Below are 18,091 nucleotides of genomic sequence, written 5' to 3'. Positions count from 1 at the left end.
TTAAAAAATCATTTGTTTTCTACAAAAAACAGGAAATAATGTTTAAATTAGTATATTAATTTTTGGCACTTTCAAAAAAGGCGTGACAAAATGAAAGAAAACAAATTTACAGCCAAAAACTAAAGGCTTATAATGCAAAATAGCTGTAAAAATAAGGATTTTTTTGACTTTTCATATTTGTGTAATTCTTATATTTCTATGTTACAATTATGTATAATTATTTAATTTTTTTGGGGGAAAATTATGAAACAATTTCTTTTACTAAAGAAAATTAGTGCTAGTTTAGTTTTCCTATCATTATCACCAATATTTATTATCACAGCTTGTAAAAGCGAAGTGGATAAAAAACCTACTACTTCTAAGAATGATACTAAAAATGATGAAGCTAAAAATGAAGGTTTTAAAAATGATGCTTCTAAAAATGATGAAGCTAAGAATGATCCTAAAAATGAAGCCCCTAAGAATCATGATACTAAAAATGATGTAGATAATCAAGAACAAGTTTTTCCAAACCAAGAAAATAATTCAAATCAAGAAGGCACAGGACAAATTATTAATGTCTCTTCTGTTTTTGAGGATAAAACCTTTTTAGTAAACAAACAAGCTAAAATTGATAATGTTTCTTCAAAAATAAATGGATCAAAAATTGAATTTAAAAATATAAATTCTGCAAATTTATATCATTTGAACAATCAAGGCAAGTATGAAAAGCTTCTTTCAGTTGGTAATTTAGATTCTGATTTAAAAAACTATAAAATCAAATTAGATTCAGAAGATTTGCTAAAAAATGTGTGATTGAATGTAAAATCTGTTGAAGATGAAGGCAATTATTATAAATTTGCTGGTGAATTTAATGAAAATTTCATAAATATTTTAAATAATGGAACAGTTAGTTCTACTTTTGACATTTATTTACCTAAAACTAGAAATGAAGCAGGTTTAATCACGACTTTTGAACAATTAATTAGCGAAATTCGTGCAAAACCCTCTGGAAAATTTAAATTAGCAAATGATATTTCAGCAGAAAATACAGAAATAGGCTTCAATTCCAAATCCTATTTAGAAAATGTTTATTTTTCTGGAAGTTTAGAAAGTCTAGAAGGCAAAAATTTTACTATTTACGATTTAAAAAAGCCACTTTTTGACAATTTAAATAACGCCATAATACAAAATATTAATTTTAAAAATCTCAAAATTAAGTCATTAAATAATTCGCAAAGCGAAATTGGCGCCATAGCGAACATTTCATCGAGTTCAACAGTTAATAACGTTCATCTTTTTGGCGATGTTATAGGTCTAAAAATGGTAGGCGGAATTATCGGTGCAATGGACAATAATTCTGTTATTAAAAACTCAAGTTTTCATGGAAATGTTTATTCTTCCCAATCTGCCGGCGGACTTGGCGGAGTAGTAACAAGAGGAAGTTCGATTGAGAATTCTTATGCAAATATAAATGTCACATCTAAATTAATAAATTCTGATAAACTTGGCGGGATTGTTGGTGATCTAGGTCAAAATTCCTCATTAAAAAACATTGTAATTGAAGGAAATGTTTTAAATAATGGCCGTGATGAATTTCCTGAGTCTGGCGGTCTAATCGGTTTAGTTTCCACAAACGGAACTAAGGATAGCCCTGATACTGGAATAGTCGAAAATATTTATGCAAATATAAATTTTTTCAACGCAAAACCAATTTTTGGTAACTTTTATAAATCAAGTTTTTTTGACTATGAAAAAATGTTTAAAAATATAAACTTTGTTAATAATTCTGGTGTTGAAAATTTTCCTTGACTCAATATAATTGATGAAAATACTTTTAATGAAGCTGCAAAAAAATGGGAACATTTAAGTAATCAAAATATTAAGCTAAAAACTTTAAATTTTTCCTATTTAAAAGGATATCAGTCTGATTTTAGCATTGCTTATTCAAATTTTGCAAAGCTTTTGCCGTTTTATGATCGTTATACAATTATGAATTATGCTCATAAGGTTGGTAAAAATTCTAACCTTTACAGAAAAAATTTACTTGGATTTGAATTTTATGAAAATCAAAATTTAGTAAAAAATCTTGCCCGTGAAAAATCAAATGTCAACAAACTAATAATTTACTTTGGCGATGGCCAAAAAGAAGAATTCAAAATAGACAGTTTTAACCAAAGCCCTAGCGGAATCATTGACTTTTCTTTTGAAAATAACGGCGTTAAATTTATTGTTCACCCAAATATTTTAATATCTGATAAAAAAACTGAATTAGTTTCTGGATTGATAAGTCTTTTAAAAAATATTAATTTATCTGATAATTCAATTTTTGATACACAAAATAATTTTGTTGATAGCAGTCCGATAAAAGAACAACTTTTTATTGACCAACATGAGACTGAAGTTAAAAATGACTTGGAAAATATAATTAATTCAGTTTCAAATAATATTGATATTTTTGATTTAAATGACTCTAAATTTACTGAATTTTATAAAAAAGAATTAGAAAAAGAAAAAAATTCTATCTATATTGGTTTAAATTATTTGTATCGTTGATACTCAATTTGGGATTTTAAAGATAAATTATTGTACTCTCTAGGAATTTATGGAAAATCAAATGATAGCCTATCATTGTTAAAAGACATTGGAAAATTGGACTTTATTAATCTAAAAGCTGACAAAACTGCAAATGGTTATCGCGATGTTTTTACAAAATATTTAAAACCAAATTCAGTTGGTGATTTTATTGAATATAATTATAATTTATTTAAGCAAGAAGGCCAAACTATCGACAAATATTTTGATTCACTGACAAAAGCTTATATTATAAAAGTCGAAAGTAAATCCGATACATCAGTAAATAAGCCAATGATCGAAAGATTCAAACAAGAAGAACAAGCTAATAAACTTTTGCCACTTTTGACTGTAAAAGACCCAAATACTCTTTGATTTATTTTTACAACAAATAGCAATATTTCGGGATTATTTTCCAAATATTTTTCTTCAAGCGAATCATTAAAACCACAAATCAGAGAATTTGCTGAGGCGGCTCAAGGTTACTATGATGTTTTATACCGAATTTTAAATGAAAAATCAAAAAAAACTATGCAAAATCATATAGTTGATGTTTATGATACTTTTGGTCCAAAAAATGAACCTGGCGTTAAAGCTTATTCTTTGCCTGTTGGTCATTGATTATCATTAGGAAATAAGAATTATGCTGCTTTTGTTCCGAGTGGAAATAAAAAACTTATATATTTTGATGGCACAAAAATATTAACAAAATACGCAAAATCGATATTTTCACATGAAAGTACTCATGCTTTTGATAATGATATTTTGCTTGACGGATATGGAAAACGATTTGGTCATCGAGCTGAATCTTTTGCGCGAGGAATGTTTCAGGCACCTTACAGTGACGAAGGTGGAGATTTAGCCTTTAATTTTATTGAAAAATACGGAGGTGGTCAGCAACTAGTCCGTAATTCAAGTCCAGAAAGATTTAGTAATTTAGCTGATTTGGAAAAATACTATAAAAATTTGTTTGACATAATTTATCTTTTAGATTTAGCGCAAGCTGAGGCAATAATTGCCAAAAAGTCATCAAACACTAATGATTACAGAAAAATCCAACTCGGAAGTGGCGGTTTTACAAAAAATGATATTTTATCTAGAGTTCAAAGTTCTGAATTTAACTCGATAAATTCAATTGATGATTTAGTTGACAAAAATATTGTTGGTTCAAATGTTTCAGGAGACTCGGTTACATCATTTGGGCATAATAATTACTATACAGTAAATTTCTTTAACCCATATTTTGGAATACTTGAAAATACAGAAGGGGTCTCTGGTGGACTCAATTTTAGAAGGGTTGCATTTGAACTTCTTGCCGAAAAAGGTTATTATGGTGGAATGATTCCTTATATTTCTGCCAAATCAAATAAACAAACTAATGTGCCAGAAGGCATTGTTAAAGGTAGTGATACTCATGTTTTAAAAATGATTTTCGGTGATAAATACAAATCTTTTAGTGATTTTAAAAAAGATATGTATAAACAAAGAAAAGATAAACTCAATAAACTAAAGCCATTTAGTTTCAGCTATAATAGTAAAGATTACGAAATAAAATCTTTTGAAGACTTAAAAAAAGTTTTTATAGAAAATTTTGATCTAATAACCACAATAAGAGTTAGAATTCATGTTGCCATAAATAAGCAAACCGACGAGTATCGCAACTCAATATTTAATGACTAATTAGAAAATTAAAATATTTTTAATAAATTAGTGAATAAAAGCTTTTCCCGAGTTCTCGAGTTTGACGAGATAATCTTAAAAAAGTTACGGTTTTTAGGCACTTTTTCGACTTTTTTGGCAAAAGTTAATTACCTATTTTTTTACTGATTTATTAAGATATCAAAGTAAAAATCATACCTATTTCAAATATTTAGATCACTAGGAACGCCATCAAACTGCCAAACTCAGAAAAATAACTATTAAAGCAAAAACACTGAATTTTAAATCTAACACTCATGAATGCAAAATCTATTTATTAATCAAATAAAACAAACTAAAAAAGCTAAAATTTTGACTTAAAAAGCAAAATTATGAAATTTTTAAACTACTTTTTTAGTTTAAAACACTAACAAAAATCACAAAAAAATACAACTACTATTTAAACTCAATGTAAATAGAAAACTCATTTTATTTACATTGAGCCTAAAAAAAACATATGAAGTTTTGAAAGAGCCATAATTAAAAGCCTTAAATTTGTAGATTTCTAAACGGTTAAATTTAAGGCATTCCATTAAATTTAAAGCCATAATGGAAAAATGGCATTATCTAAGTTTATTGTGCCAAAAACATAATCAAGTCCTCCTTAATTCAATATCAAAAATTTATTCTTTTATTTTTAGCGTGGGTTTTATTATAACTCAAATTTTTTTTAAACCAAGCATTTTTTTTTTTTTTTTGCAAAAGGTTAATTTCAAAATTATAAAAATTAAGGTTTTAGCGGCAAAAAACCCGAATTTACGGGTATTTTTGCGTATTTATATTCCCTAAAAAGTGAATTTTTGCCATCAAACTGACAAACCCAGGATTAGTGAATAAAAGCTTTTATTTTGTTGTTTGCTTAACTTTTTAATAAAAATTCCAAAACTAGATCAAAAAACTAGTGAAAAAATCGCTCCGATTAAGTGTCCAAGTTCCATATTTTTCTCGTTTTACATTCTTATTTTAATTCTGCAACAAATTTTTTAAATTCTTCTACTTCACTTTTTAGTCATTCTTCTTCATCATCTTCATCTTGGATTAATTTTTCAGCTAGTAGTCTTGCATTTTGATAAGTTAATTCAACTCTAATTATCTTTTGATTTTGGGTTTGCTGTTGTTTTTCTTTTGGTTTAGATAAATCTTGTTTAAGTTGGTTCTCCAATTTATCATAATAAAAAACTTCAGTTAAGTCTTGTGCGTGTTGTATTGATTTACGAAATTGCTTAAATGATTCTATACTTATATCCAAATCATTTTTTTTAAATCAATCAAGCATAAATTTATAATCAGTGGCTAGTAATTCATAAGCTAAATCACGTTTTTTAAACATTGAAGCAAAAATAATTACAGCATCTACATTAATAGGCACTATTGGATTTAAACGTGCTTTATATTTCTGAATAATTTCTAATGAATTTAATCCTCTTTGTATAAATCTTTTTTCACTAATTCAATCAAATAAAAGATTATATATTTTTTCTTCGTTATATTCTCTTCAAGCTTTTCTAAAGGCGATTTCAAAATTTTCTACATAAACAATATCTTTATCTTTTTTTAATTTATCTTTTAGTTCTTCGAGTTTTTTAATTTTCTTGGTGTTATTGGTTTTTTTTATCGCGTTAGAATAGTCATGTTCTAAATTCCAATCACTAGCATACTGAACTTCAGACTTAGTTATTTTTGTTTTTGAATCATAAGAAACTTTGGAAATTACAATAAAAGGTTGTGTGTATAATTTTAGGCATTGATAAATCCTGTTAAACAATTCTTCTATTTGCTCAAATTCTAATTCCTTTAAGTCAAGTATTTTTGTCTCTGGGTAATTTTTAATTAATTCATTAAGTTGACTGTCGTGGATATAAAAAATTTGCGAACAGTCTAAATAAAAATCTTTTGTAAATAATGTGTTAGGTTTGTTTAATTTTGGAAACAAAATTTCGGCATTTATATATTTTGTTAGTCAACCGTTGTCTAAACGAGCATCACGAGTTTTAATATAATAGTAATAATTTTGTTCAGTGTCATGAAAAATAATTACTGGTTTTGAATCGATTCTTTGACCAAAACTATCAAACACTAGTGTCCTTTTTAATTTAAAAGGAATGAATTTTGCTAATTTACTATTTTTTATTCAATCTTTAATTCTCATGATTTATTCCTTTAATTCAAATTTATTCTTATTAAAGATATATTATACCAAAAAAATGCTAAATTTTCTAAAATTTTTCTTTTTTTATAAAATTCTTTAATATAAAATAAATTTTTATCTTCTAAGGAAAAAACATTAGTTAATGATTTAAGCCCGCATGGTCAAAAACTAGCAAAAAAATTACAACAATTAAGTGTATGGTTTTGTATTTGTGTTGCTTTCTACATTCTCATTTTGAATTTTAGCGTCTTATTTAAATTTTTCTTCTTGTTCGTAGATTAATTTTTCAGCTAGTAATCTTGCATCATGATAAATAAATTCATCCGTTTCGAATTTTGAAACACCTTTTTTTCTTCATTTTTCTTCATTTTTTAATCTTACTTCTTGCTCATCTTGGACTCATTTTTCAGCTAGTAATCTTGCATTTTGATAAGTAAGTTTAACTGTAAGTGTCTCTTGATTTTGTATTTTCTGTTGTTTTTCTTCTAGTTTGGATAATTGTCGTTTAAGTTCAAATTCGAGTTCTAGGAAATCAAAAACATGAGTTTGTGGCCATTCTTTTTTCATAACTTTGCAAAATTGCCCAAAAGATTCCATATTAATCTTTAATTCATTTTTTTCAAATCAGTCAATCATAAATTTAAAATCAGTTGCCTCTAATTTTTTAGACAAACTAAAATCTCATCTATCGTGTCATCTGTTATTAACTAAACAAGTATGAATTCTTTCGCCATTAATTGTTACTGGAACTAATGGACTTGATAACTTATTATATTCATGAATAATTTCAATTGAATTTAATCCTTTTTGAATAAATTGGTTTTCTTTTATTCATTTAAATAAAGGGTCATACACTTTTTCTTGTCAATATTCTCCTCAAACTTCATTTAAGCTGAGTTTAAGATTTTCCAATTCAACATCATCTTCATGCTCGTGCAATTTATCTTTTAATTTTTTAATTTTTCTAGTCTTAAATCAAATGGTTTTATAATCATTATTTAAATGCTCGTCACTAGCATATCAAACTTTTGGCTTAGTTTTTTTTCTTTTTGAATCATAAGAAACTTCGGAAATTACAATATAAGGTGATTTAGATGTCACAGTTTCATAAATCTTGCTAAAAATTTTTTCCACCTGATCAAATTCTAATTCTCTTGCGTCAGGCATTTCTATCTTTAGGCGGTTTTTGATTAATTCTTCTAGCTGTCTGTCGCAAATATAAAAAACTTGCGAACAATCTAAATAAAAGTCTTTTGTAAATAAAGTGTTAGGCTTGTTTGATTTTGGAATCAAAATTTCACCCTTAAAAGGGTCTTTTAACTTACCATCGTCTAAACGTGCATCACGCCACTTAGCATAATAGTAAGTATCATCTTCGCTATCGTAAAAAATAATTACTGGTCTTGCTTTTATTTCTTGGGCAAAACTATTAAAAACAAAACCTTTAAATGGGTTAAATTTTTTTAGTTTTAATCAATCCTTAATTGCCATGGTTTATTCCTTTAATTCAAATTTATTCTTATTAAAGAAATATTATACCAAAAAATGCTAAATTTTTTCTAAAAATTTTAAATTAATAGAAAAAATTCTGACAACTAGTTATTTGTCAGTAATTCTGATTGTGCCACTTTTGTTAATTTACACTTTTAGGTGGTTTTTTATTTTAAAAATAGAATTAGTTTTGACTCTGAGGTTTAAGCGGTTCTTGGGCTTCTTCAATTTCTTCGGTTTTTTGGTGAGTATTATCTTCAGTATTATTTGAACTAATGTTTTGAATGACTCTAGCTTTGAAACAGAAGATAAACTTGATTCATCAAAAATTGACTGTCAATTTCAGGCCCAGCCTTAAAATTAATGCTTAATTATTTATAATATAGACTAAAGCAGCAAAAAAGTACCATAAATGGTACTTACATTTAAGAATTACATTTTCCTTCCTTTAGTAGGTTTTTGAGTTTGTTATTCTTTATCTTTTTGATGTTCTTGTTGGACTAAAAGATTTCTATTTTTTAATTCTTCATCAATGATTGATGTATTTTCAATACAAAATCTTTCTTTAATAAATCAAGTAGCTATCACTTCCTTTGACCAATCATAACCTTCAAATCCTTGTTCAATATAATCTCTAAACTCATCATAAAAACAACTATTATCAATTCATTCAGCTAATTTTTGGTTTTCATAAGCTGATTTGAATTCTAAAAGTTTGTTATCTTCTGTATTATAGAAAAAATAGTTTTGTTGAATTTTAGTTAATTTGTCTGAATTTATGCGATATTCATCAACACTATTTAAACTCACTCTTCTTTGCTCCCAAGGAAGAGTGAGACTACCTCAGACATCAGCATCTGATACTTTATAGTCTTTAAATTCTTCGGTGTTAAAAATATCTTTTTTAACTAAATCGATAATTTGAGCAACATTAGTGCCTTTATCTAATAGTTCATTATCATATATATAATGATAAATTGGAGTATAAACTCTATCAACCATTAATTCTTCTTTTGTTATGTCTATTCCATCTTTAACTGGATTTAATTCTACTGATGTGTGTTCTTTGCGATGATAATTTACAACAAAAGCATTGGCTTTTCTCATTGTTTCAGAATCTCTATTTTTTGATAATTCTCTTCATCATACTTTTTCTTGGTTAAAACTAGCATTGCTTGCATATAGCAATTCTGGTTTAATAATAGGTTCTTGTCTATCATTATATCCTGAAATACTTACATTCATTAATGAAATGTGGTCATTTTTAAAGTTTTTCTCTACTTGATTAATAATTTGCATTGCATAATTAAAAGGGAGTTGGTCGATTTCTGGAAAGTTGCTTCTTCCATAAGCAACTTTAAAATCTTTTTCCCGCATTCTAAAAATTTGCCAGCAATCAAGTAGACTATCATTAAAAAATAAAGAATTAGATTTTGTCGCACTTGCAGGAATAAGAATTTCTGTTGGTAATTTATCCATTAGTATTCCATTTTTAGAAGCACTTCGTGCTTTGGCAAAATAATACATATCCGTGTTATCGCTATATCAAATAACAACGGGATGTCCTTTAATTGGCTGGCCATAAACATTGAAAAGTATGTTATGTTTTGGCATATAAGGTGTGAATTTTGCTCATTTACTATTTTTTATTCAATCTTTAATTGCCATGATTTATTCCTTTAATTCAAATTTATTCTTATTAAAGATATATTATAGCAAAAAATGGATAAATTTTTTTAAAATTTTAATTTAATAAAAAAAATTCCTGATAACTAGTTTGTTATCAGGAATTCTGATTGTACACTTTTGTTAATTTACACTTTTAGGTGGTTTTTATATTTTAAAAATAAAATTAGTTTAGCCCCTGAGGTTCGCTTTCCCCGTGGATTACTTCGGTTTGTTCGGGTATTTGTTGGGTATTATTTAGGGTACTACTTGGACTGGTTTTTTCAATTGATTCTGGTGTTGGAACAGAAGATAAACTTGAATGATCAACAAAATCATTGTCAATTCCATCCACGGGTTTGAACTTAATTCCATATTTATCTTGATAGTTTTTTAGTCAAATACCTCATTCTTTTACGCCAACCTTTCTAGCTCCTTCAACCCCTTTTTCTTGAAGATCTTCCGAATGTGACTTATAAATTTTGACATCTTCTTCGTCAGGTAGATCTTTAATTTCTGGCAAAAGCGGAGCTAGATAGGTGTTGAAATAATAGTCATCTTTGCGAATTTTGAGAAGTTTTGTTAGAGTTTTTATTTTCTTATTAGCTTCTCGTTTTAAATTAATTCTTCAAATTAATGGCGCAATTTTTTGGTTGTAATAGTCAATAAAATCACTAATTAGTGACTGATCATCTTGGTTATTTGAAATGTCGATATTAAATACCAAATCTTTCCGCAAGTTTAAATGACCTTTAGGGTCTAAAAATTGTTCAAGCGCACCTACAAAACCTTCAACTTCATGTGAACCTACAGCGCCATGAACTTGATATAATATTGAATCTAATTGATCATCAATTTCTTTATCCTTATCTGTTAATTCAAAAAGTAGTTTTTCAATATTGTGCATATCTCGTAAAATCCATCTTGCATTATTAACAGAATTTATAATTCGCTGAACGCGAAGCATAGATCAGCCAAGTTCATATCACAATTTTTCAGGACTGCTAGGTTTATAGCCTTTTTCAATGTAATAATCATCACGGAAATAACGGGCTATATCATGTTTTAATTCTTTATTAGATAATGGGGTTACGTCAACATCTGAAGGCAAAATTCTTTCATTAGCTAGTAAAAAATCAAAAACAATTACGTATTGTATTGACTTGTCCTTAGGAATTTGGGCATTATAACGATCAAGTTCAGGCTTAATTATTGGCAAAATTTTTTTTGCTTTTATTTCATCAGGTTTAACCGCTTTATCCTTATCAATCAAATCTTCGAATTTATCATAATCTAGATTTGCCTTCATTTGCTCAGCGACTTTTTTAAATTGACTGCGCAGCCCTTGCTTCCAAAATTCAACTTCGCCCCCCTCCCCAGTGGTATGAGAGTAATTAAAATTACGGATAAAATAACCACTAAGTCTTTTATCAAAATAATCAAGTCGTTTTAAATATTCTTCTTTATTATATTGGCGAGTACCAAAGCCTTTATTTTCTAAATATTTAGGAATTGATTGTAAAAAATATCAATAGGGTAATAATCCGTATTTTCCAGTACCGAATTTGCCAGAAACAAAACTTGCGTTCGGAATTTCTTCGGTATAATGTTTGGCAACATCAAAACGGTTTTTTGCTACTTTGGGGTTTTTCTTTTGACCATTAAATCCTAGAACCGAATTAGAAATTATTTCAGGATTTTGTTCTGAAATTGGAATTGTTTTTTCAGCATCAGCAATTGATTTTGAGATATCAGAAGCAATTGATTTTGAGATTTTTTCAAGTTCTTGAAGATGTTCTTGAAGAGGATCGGAGCAAGAAACTAACAAAGTAGGTAGTGCTAAAAAACTAGTAGTTAATAATAAAATTTTTTGTTTTTTTAATTTTTTATAGATTAAATGTAACATAAAATACTCCACAAATTAAACGGGCTATTATTAAAAAGTTAAATTTGCTTTGCCGTTGTTGTTTTAAAAAATAAATGCTTTTATTTTGTTTGTTTGCTTAACTTTTTTAATATAAATTTCTAAGTTAGTACACTAATTTAGACTTTTAATTGGGCTAAATCATTTTAGTTTTAATCAATCTTTAATTGCTATGATTCATTCCTTTGATTTAATTTATTTTTATTAAAGTTAAATTATAGCAAAAAATGGCTAAATTTTCCTAAAATTGTAAACTAGCGAAGTTTGTGATCACTGCCTAATATTTGTTATTAGAACACAAAAAACTTCTAAACGCCTTTAGAAGTTTTTTGTGATTAAATATATAAGCAAAACTCTGTTATAAAAAGGATATAAAATTAATTAGCGGTAAAAATATTACCATTAATTTAAATTTGTAATCATTTACTATCTTTTAGCTGGATTATCATATTTATCAGGATAGGTTCCATCATGAATTTGCTGCAAAACTTGGTCTCTTAATTTAGGTTGACCAGTGTCTTTAGAAAAACGATTGTTATCTTGATTATAATAAATCATTGTTAGCATATCGTTTAATTTAACATCGGAAGCTGAATAATAAGACGTAAAAATTTGCCATCAACTAGTTTTAGGTTTTGCTGGGTTGCCTATTACATCATTAATAAAAGAATTGTAATCCTTATTGCTTGTATTATTTTTGTTAGACTGTTGTCCGCTTTGTAATGAAGCACGGATTATTTCAGATGCATTTCAAGAGGAAATTAGACCGCCATAAAATATTGAACTTCTTAGTCAGTATTGCGAAATTCTCGATTCGTATGTATAAAAAAGAAGGATTAAAACTAATCTATAAAGGATTCTACCTTTTGATGAGTTTTTAAAATTTTTGATGGTAATTTTATTAGTTCCATTGTTCTCAGAGAACCAAATTCTATGGAATAATTTTGAAATTGCCTCAAGTTGAGGGTCTTTTTGATTTGATTTAAAAATTGATTCAAATGAAATTCCGGTGTATTTTATATGATTTAATTCTTTTAAAATTGGCGAAGCTTCATTTTCCTTTGTCTTATCTCAGTTTGGTGAGGCTAAAAATATTAAATCAAAAAAGTCAGCAATTGATTTAGTTGAAATTTTTTGATTAGTTGGGGTTTTTATTGTTAAATTTTTTTCATCAATTAGATTTTTTTGATCGACTGGACTTTGGCTAGTTGAGTCATTTCCGCCAATTTTTGGTTCAATTTTGACAACTAAATCAAGATTAATTAATTTTGCTAAATCTAATTTGCTAAAAATAGCACCAAAAAAGCTTGTGGCTTCTTGGTTTGGATTTAAAGTTTTGATCGATTGTACAATTTGATCTAAAATTCCTGAAAGTAACGGATTTTCTAGTCCTAGATTTACAAAATCATTGAGAAATTTAGTTATTATTTCTCTTGGTTTTTCTATTTTAACCTTAGTAAGATTTTGGTTATTATCTAAATTTAATTTTAAATATACAGCAATTATGTCGGCTGCTAAATCAGCAAATTCAGCATCTTTTATTAAAAAATTAACCACAGATCATAGATATGATTTTAAAAATGCAGAATTTGATTCATTTTGGGAATTTGTATGGGTATTATTGGCGTTTTTGTTGGGTTGATCACTTAAAAATTTAGTTAAAAGCCCGGAAAATGTTTTTACTTCTTTGAATAAAGCAGAATTTTTATTCATATAATCTAAAAGACGAAAAATTAAAATTTTATTAATTGAATCAGGTAAAAAATTTATGAGCACCCTTTTAAGTAATGGTTCGACTTTTTGCTTTTTGTCTGCTGGTAAACCACTAAATAGTGAAAAAGTGGACACATCGCCAATGCTTAACAAATTAATTTTGTCTTTGAAAAATGATGAATTAAAAATTTTAACGATGATATTTCAAAGTTCATCCCTTTCAGTTGCAGAAATTAGATTATAAACTGTTGCAATTTGTTTGATAAGGTCAATGATAAACCCTTCGTTTGCAATTTCGGATTCTAAAAGTGTTTGAACATTTGAAAAAGAAACCTCACCGCTTGTGAATTTGCTTAAAACTAATATAAATTTTGTTAATAAGGCATTTTCTTTAGAATAATTTGCCGGAATTTGAGGTGATTTTGTTTCTTGAGGGGTTTCTTGCGATGAAGAGTTTTGGTTTTGGTTTTGGTTTTGACCTTGCTCAGCATCACTAAAAGGTTGAGCATTGACTAATACTTGGGATAAATCCTGACTTACATTAACAGTGAAAGGTTCGTCTGGAAAAAGTCCTTTTGGATCAATTTCTTCTTTGTAAAAATTTTCAAGATTATTTTTTATTATTTCTTTTATTAGTTTAAAAAACGGCTGAAATTCAGCGTTTTCAAATTGAGTATCAAGCATTTTTCCAACTAGTGTTGAAAAATTATCGCTCAAAGTGTTGCTTTTTTCGTCTAATTCAACAATAAATTCACCAATAATTTTGTTAAAATATTGCTTTTCAAATAGTGATTTAATTAATGAAAGGTTATTCAGTGGTTGTTTAATTTGAGTTTTTGCAACTATTTTAAAATATGAATTAAACAGATTTTTTAATGCCGGTGATTTTAAAAATCAATCAAAAATTGGCATAACACTGTCGAGATATTCTTTTGGAATATTTGCTAAACCTGCCCGAATCTGTTCAGAAATAGGTTCGCTTCTAACAACTTCGGAAATCAAAGTTGCAATACTATCTTGGGAAATTTTAGCTTGGCCTTGGGTATTTGTTGCTTCTGCTGAATAATAATTATTAGCAATATCAACGCTAAAACTGTCAAATAAAGTCTCAAGAACCGGTTTTTTAGGAGTAGAATTACCTGAAATTGCATCAAATATAATTGAAATTAAGGCTTTTATTATTAGTGGCGAATGAGTTTTTGGCTGCTGATCAAAATCTAAAGTTGAGTCTTTTAATTTTGAAAAAATATCACGAACTAAATCCAAAGTTGTCTGAACTGAAGCTTCAGTTAAATTTAGTTTATATTCTTCCAAAATTATTTTTAAAAATTCAGAAATTGAATCTCAAGTTGAAGAATCTCCTAAGAAAAGAGTAAAAACTTGCTCAATTAGGGAAGTATTTTGCTTGATAAAATTTTTAACTAGTGAATCAAAATTTGGATGTGCTTCAAATTGTTTTTTGTCAAAAAAATAGTCAATAAGTTCTGAAAGTAATTGTTCAACTTGCTGTGATTCAAAAAAGGTTGTTAAAATATTTAAAAGTGAATTTTGAATTTTAGGCTTACCAAAAAAACTATTTTGGTCTAATTTGCCAAGAAGTTGATTTTGTAAAAAAGACTGGCCAAAAAGGTTTTTGAAAAATAAAACTAAGTCTTGATTTGAAATTTTACTTTGAAAATCAAGACTTGCAAGATTTTTTAAGAATTTATAAATTGTATCTTCAGTAAAGAAATTATTTAAAAAGTATGAAGAAAAATTTTGAAAGGTTAATTGTTGATCAGTTAAAGCAATTTTTTGCGAATGTTGCTCAATTTCTAGTGCATTTTGTTGTTTTTTAGCCTCTTCTAAAAGTAATTTTTCTGAGTTATGCCGGTCAGAATTTTCTTTATAAAAAGCTTCAAAATTTTCTAAGGCAGCCTTTACAAAGGCAAAAATTAAATTATCAGTTGGAGCTGATCTATCTTGTTTTCAAAAATGATATTTAACTCGAAAATCTTGAAAAATTAGTTCTATTATTGATGTAAAAGTCTTAATTGATTGTTCATTTAATCCTTGTGAGCTTAATGAACTTGAAATTAAACTAGTAAGATTAGTTAAAAATTGCTCTTTTTCTACATTTATAGCGATAAATTCGTAAATATTTTCCTCAAGTTTTGGCAAATTGTTGGCTAAAAACTGAAAACCAAAACGATTTAAGTTGTCAATTTGTTGGTATTTGTTTTTATTTACTAAAAAATCGTTAATCGCTTGATTTACAATGTCAGCAAGTGGCTTAAATGAATTTGAAGACAAAAAATCTTTAAGTGAGTCAAAAAAGAATGAAAAACTAGCAAAATTTGGGGTTGAAGTATCAATAAAATTACTTAGGTCAAATTTTGTTAAAATTGGGTAGAATTTATTAAGTAATTTTTTTAGTGAATCAATTTGGTTTTGGCTCAGGTCAAAACTTAGAAGTTCGTGAAATAAATCAAGTAAATTTTTTGAATCTTTAAAAAAAGTTGAGTAATTTGTATAAATTTGCTCTGAAAAAATTGAAGCAATATTTTCAGCGATATCAGTAGTTTTGATTTGTTTGATTGCGCTTAGGAAATTTTTTGCTGCTTGATCATTTAATTTAGCCCAAACATTAGTGCGAACAACAGCATCGGCAAGTGAAACTAAAAGACTAACAATCGAAGTCTGATCTTCCTCATTCAAATTAAACTCAAAATTATCGTTAATAATTGTTACTAATAACTGAACAGATTCATGATGTTTTAGTGTTTCAGAGATAAAATTTCGAATAAAAACAACATTATCATTGTCATTGTCAGGATTTTCTAAATAAGTACGAATTATTTCGTGAAAATTCTGTGAATTTTTATAGTCTTTTGACCGAAGATGGTAGTCAGTAATTATTTTAGAAAATAATTTTCTTATCGAATCAAAAGTAAAAACAATTTTTAAATCTTCTTTATTTTTAAGGTCGATTTTGATAATGTTATTTATTAGCAAATCTTGGACTATTGTCTGGCCAAAAATGGATGCAAAAATTAAATCTTTAATTTTTTCAGGATTTTTATCTGCAAATTCGGAAGTTACAACGGTATTTAAAACATCAATTATTTGTTTTTCGTCAAAATCAGCAAAAATATAGCTAACAAGGCCAGAAATTGTTGCTTTTTCTCAAGTTTTGTTATTAGTTACATCTTGGACATAAGACTGAAAGCGGTCAATAATTTTACTAAAAAAGCCACTTGAGAAAATTTTTTGCAAAATTTCGGTAAAAGAAGCGCCAGCTTGTTGGTTTTCTTGTCAAAAATCAGTTAAAATTTTTTCCACACTTGGATTATTTTGAACGGCTAATTGGATAAAACGGTTTAAAAACGCGCCAAAATTATTATTTAGTATCACATTTATAAAATTTTCTATCGGCGAGTTTTCAGCTTTTTTAACATTTTGAATGGTTAACTCTTCAATTTCAGAATTTTCTGAAATAAACTTTTCCGGTGAATTCTCGACTGTTAAGGCGTCAAAAATTTCTGTATTTGTACCTAAATTTAGAATTCGGCGGTAAGAGTTAATGTCTTTTTGGACATAATTTTCGTCCCATTGTAATTTAGTATTTGCTTCTTGTTTGAATTCTAGGTCTTGTTCAAAGGCTAATTTAAACAGCAAATCTTGAGCCATTTTTTTATAGCCCTTAGTTGATGGGTGAATATCTAAGTCGTTTGTAGCAAATTCAGACGTTTTATTTTGTCAAATTGATTCATTGTATAAATCAACATAGTTTACTTTTTGACTTTTTGCGGCTTTTTGGATTGTTGAATTCAAATGCCGTATTATTAAATCAGCATAATTTTCTGGAACGCCAATTTCGTTTGTGAGCATTTTTTCAAAAAATTTAATAATTTTTGAAGACAAAGAATTATAGCCAACTAAAACTATTTGTAAATCAGGGTTGATTTTTCGCAAACTTTGAATTAGCAGTTGTAAATTTCTGTAGATTTTTTGGCTTGCAATTTCAATATTTTGGGTAAATTCAAAATTTGCCTCAGCTTTTGTTGCAAGTTTTTGCATTGGCTTTGCGATTGTGCGAAAATCAATAGCTTCGATTAAATCATTTGCGCCTAATGAAAGAGTTAGCAAGTTAGAATCTTTAATTTTTTGATGAAGTTTTGGGTAGCTATTTGAATTAAAATCGCCAAAAACATCGCGAATTTGCTCGCCATATGGTGAGTCTAATTTTTGGTCTAAATAATAATTAAAATGAAAATGGGTCTTGTCAGAATTTTTATAGACTTCATTTTCGGGATTAAGCAAGTAAAGTCAATCACTAACTGTTGTTCAAGAAAGAGCCAAATTATCAAAGGATTTAAGTGCATTTGGTTTTATTTTTTGAATAAAACTAGCAAAAAAGGCTGGATATGAGAGTCCATTAATTTTGTTATTTGTGTCAATTTTTCCACGGAGATCGAGTGAATAATCCCAATTAAAACCTGCAGAAATTGAATCGCCAATTGATAAATAGTTAATTTGGTCTAAAAGTTTTTCAGTTTCCTGAGCTGAATGGGTTACTGGTATATCAAAGTGCTCGGTTTTATCGCGATTTTTTATACCAATCAAAGTAATTCCAGAGACGGCCAGAGATAAAGTACCGAAACTTAAAAAGATTTTGAATGCTTTAGAAAAATCAGGTTTGGAGATATTTTTTTTCATTATTTTACCCCGCTTCTTTTTGTTATTCCAGATTTTTTTTAATACAAATCGATTAGATTGGTCCAATTAGATAAGGAGCAAACTAGAAAAATAAAATAAAAATTAAATTATACAACATTTTTAAACAAAAAAACTTTTTTTAAAAATTTGATAATTTAAAATCCCTTTTTAAGGTTAATTGCAACTGTCACTTTAAAAAA

Annotated in this window: 7 protein-coding genes; 1 reads left to right on the top strand and 6 read right to left on the bottom strand. The window is 27.5% G+C overall.

The window, feature by feature from the left end; all coding sequences use genetic code 4:
- The first annotated feature begins 243 nt into the window (after nt 1-243).
- Nucleotides 244-4,233: a ZmpA/ZmpB/ZmpC family metallo-endopeptidase gene (locus tag U3G01_RS01410; protein WP_255030500.1), complete on the top strand. Its 3,990-nt coding sequence runs from the start codon at nt 244-246 to the stop codon at nt 4,231-4,233.
- Nucleotides 4,234-5,209: 976 nt separating this feature from the next.
- Here the strand turns inward: U3G01_RS01410 and U3G01_RS01405 are convergent.
- From U3G01_RS01405 to U3G01_RS01380, 6 genes are all read right to left on the bottom strand, one after another.
- Nucleotides 5,210-6,400: an Mbov_0400 family ICE element protein gene (locus U3G01_RS01405; RefSeq protein ID WP_255030502.1), complete on the bottom strand. Its 1,191-nt coding sequence runs from the start codon at nt 6,398-6,400 to the stop codon at nt 5,210-5,212.
- Nucleotides 6,401-6,649: 249 nt separating this feature from the next.
- Nucleotides 6,650-7,891 carry an Mbov_0400 family ICE element protein gene (locus U3G01_RS01400; protein ID WP_255030504.1) on the bottom strand — a complete coding sequence of 414 codons (1,242 nt, stop codon included), beginning with the start codon at nt 7,889-7,891 and terminating at the stop codon, nt 6,650-6,652.
- A 184-nt stretch (nt 7,892-8,075) separates the two neighbouring features.
- Nucleotides 8,076-8,231 carry a hypothetical protein gene (locus tag U3G01_RS01395; RefSeq protein WP_255030506.1) on the bottom strand — a complete coding sequence of 52 codons (156 nt, stop codon included), beginning with the start codon at nt 8,229-8,231 and terminating at the stop codon, nt 8,076-8,078.
- 128 nt (nt 8,232-8,359) lie between these two features.
- Nucleotides 8,360-9,559 (bottom strand): Mbov_0400 family ICE element protein, encoded by a 1,200-nt coding sequence (locus U3G01_RS01390; protein ID WP_255030508.1) that lies wholly within the window; start codon nt 9,557-9,559, stop codon nt 8,360-8,362.
- A 184-nt stretch (nt 9,560-9,743) separates the two neighbouring features.
- A complete protein-coding gene (locus tag U3G01_RS01385; protein ID WP_255030510.1) occupies nt 9,744-11,462 on the bottom strand; it encodes a hypothetical protein in 1,719 nt (572 codons plus the stop codon).
- 444 nt (nt 11,463-11,906) lie between these two features.
- Nucleotides 11,907-17,891 carry an SGNH/GDSL hydrolase family protein gene (locus U3G01_RS01380; RefSeq protein WP_255030512.1) on the bottom strand — a complete coding sequence of 1,995 codons (5,985 nt, stop codon included), beginning with the start codon at nt 17,889-17,891 and terminating at the stop codon, nt 11,907-11,909.
- Nucleotides 17,892-18,091: the final 200 nt, after the last annotated feature.

This window comes from Mesomycoplasma ovipneumoniae, from assembly GCF_035918255.1.
Classification (GTDB): Bacteria; Bacillota_I; Bacilli_A; order Mycoplasmatales; family Metamycoplasmataceae; genus Mesomycoplasma; species Mesomycoplasma ovipneumoniae_A.
Note: the sequence above shows the minus strand (reverse complement) of the source record. Positions and strands in the feature narration are given on the sequence as shown.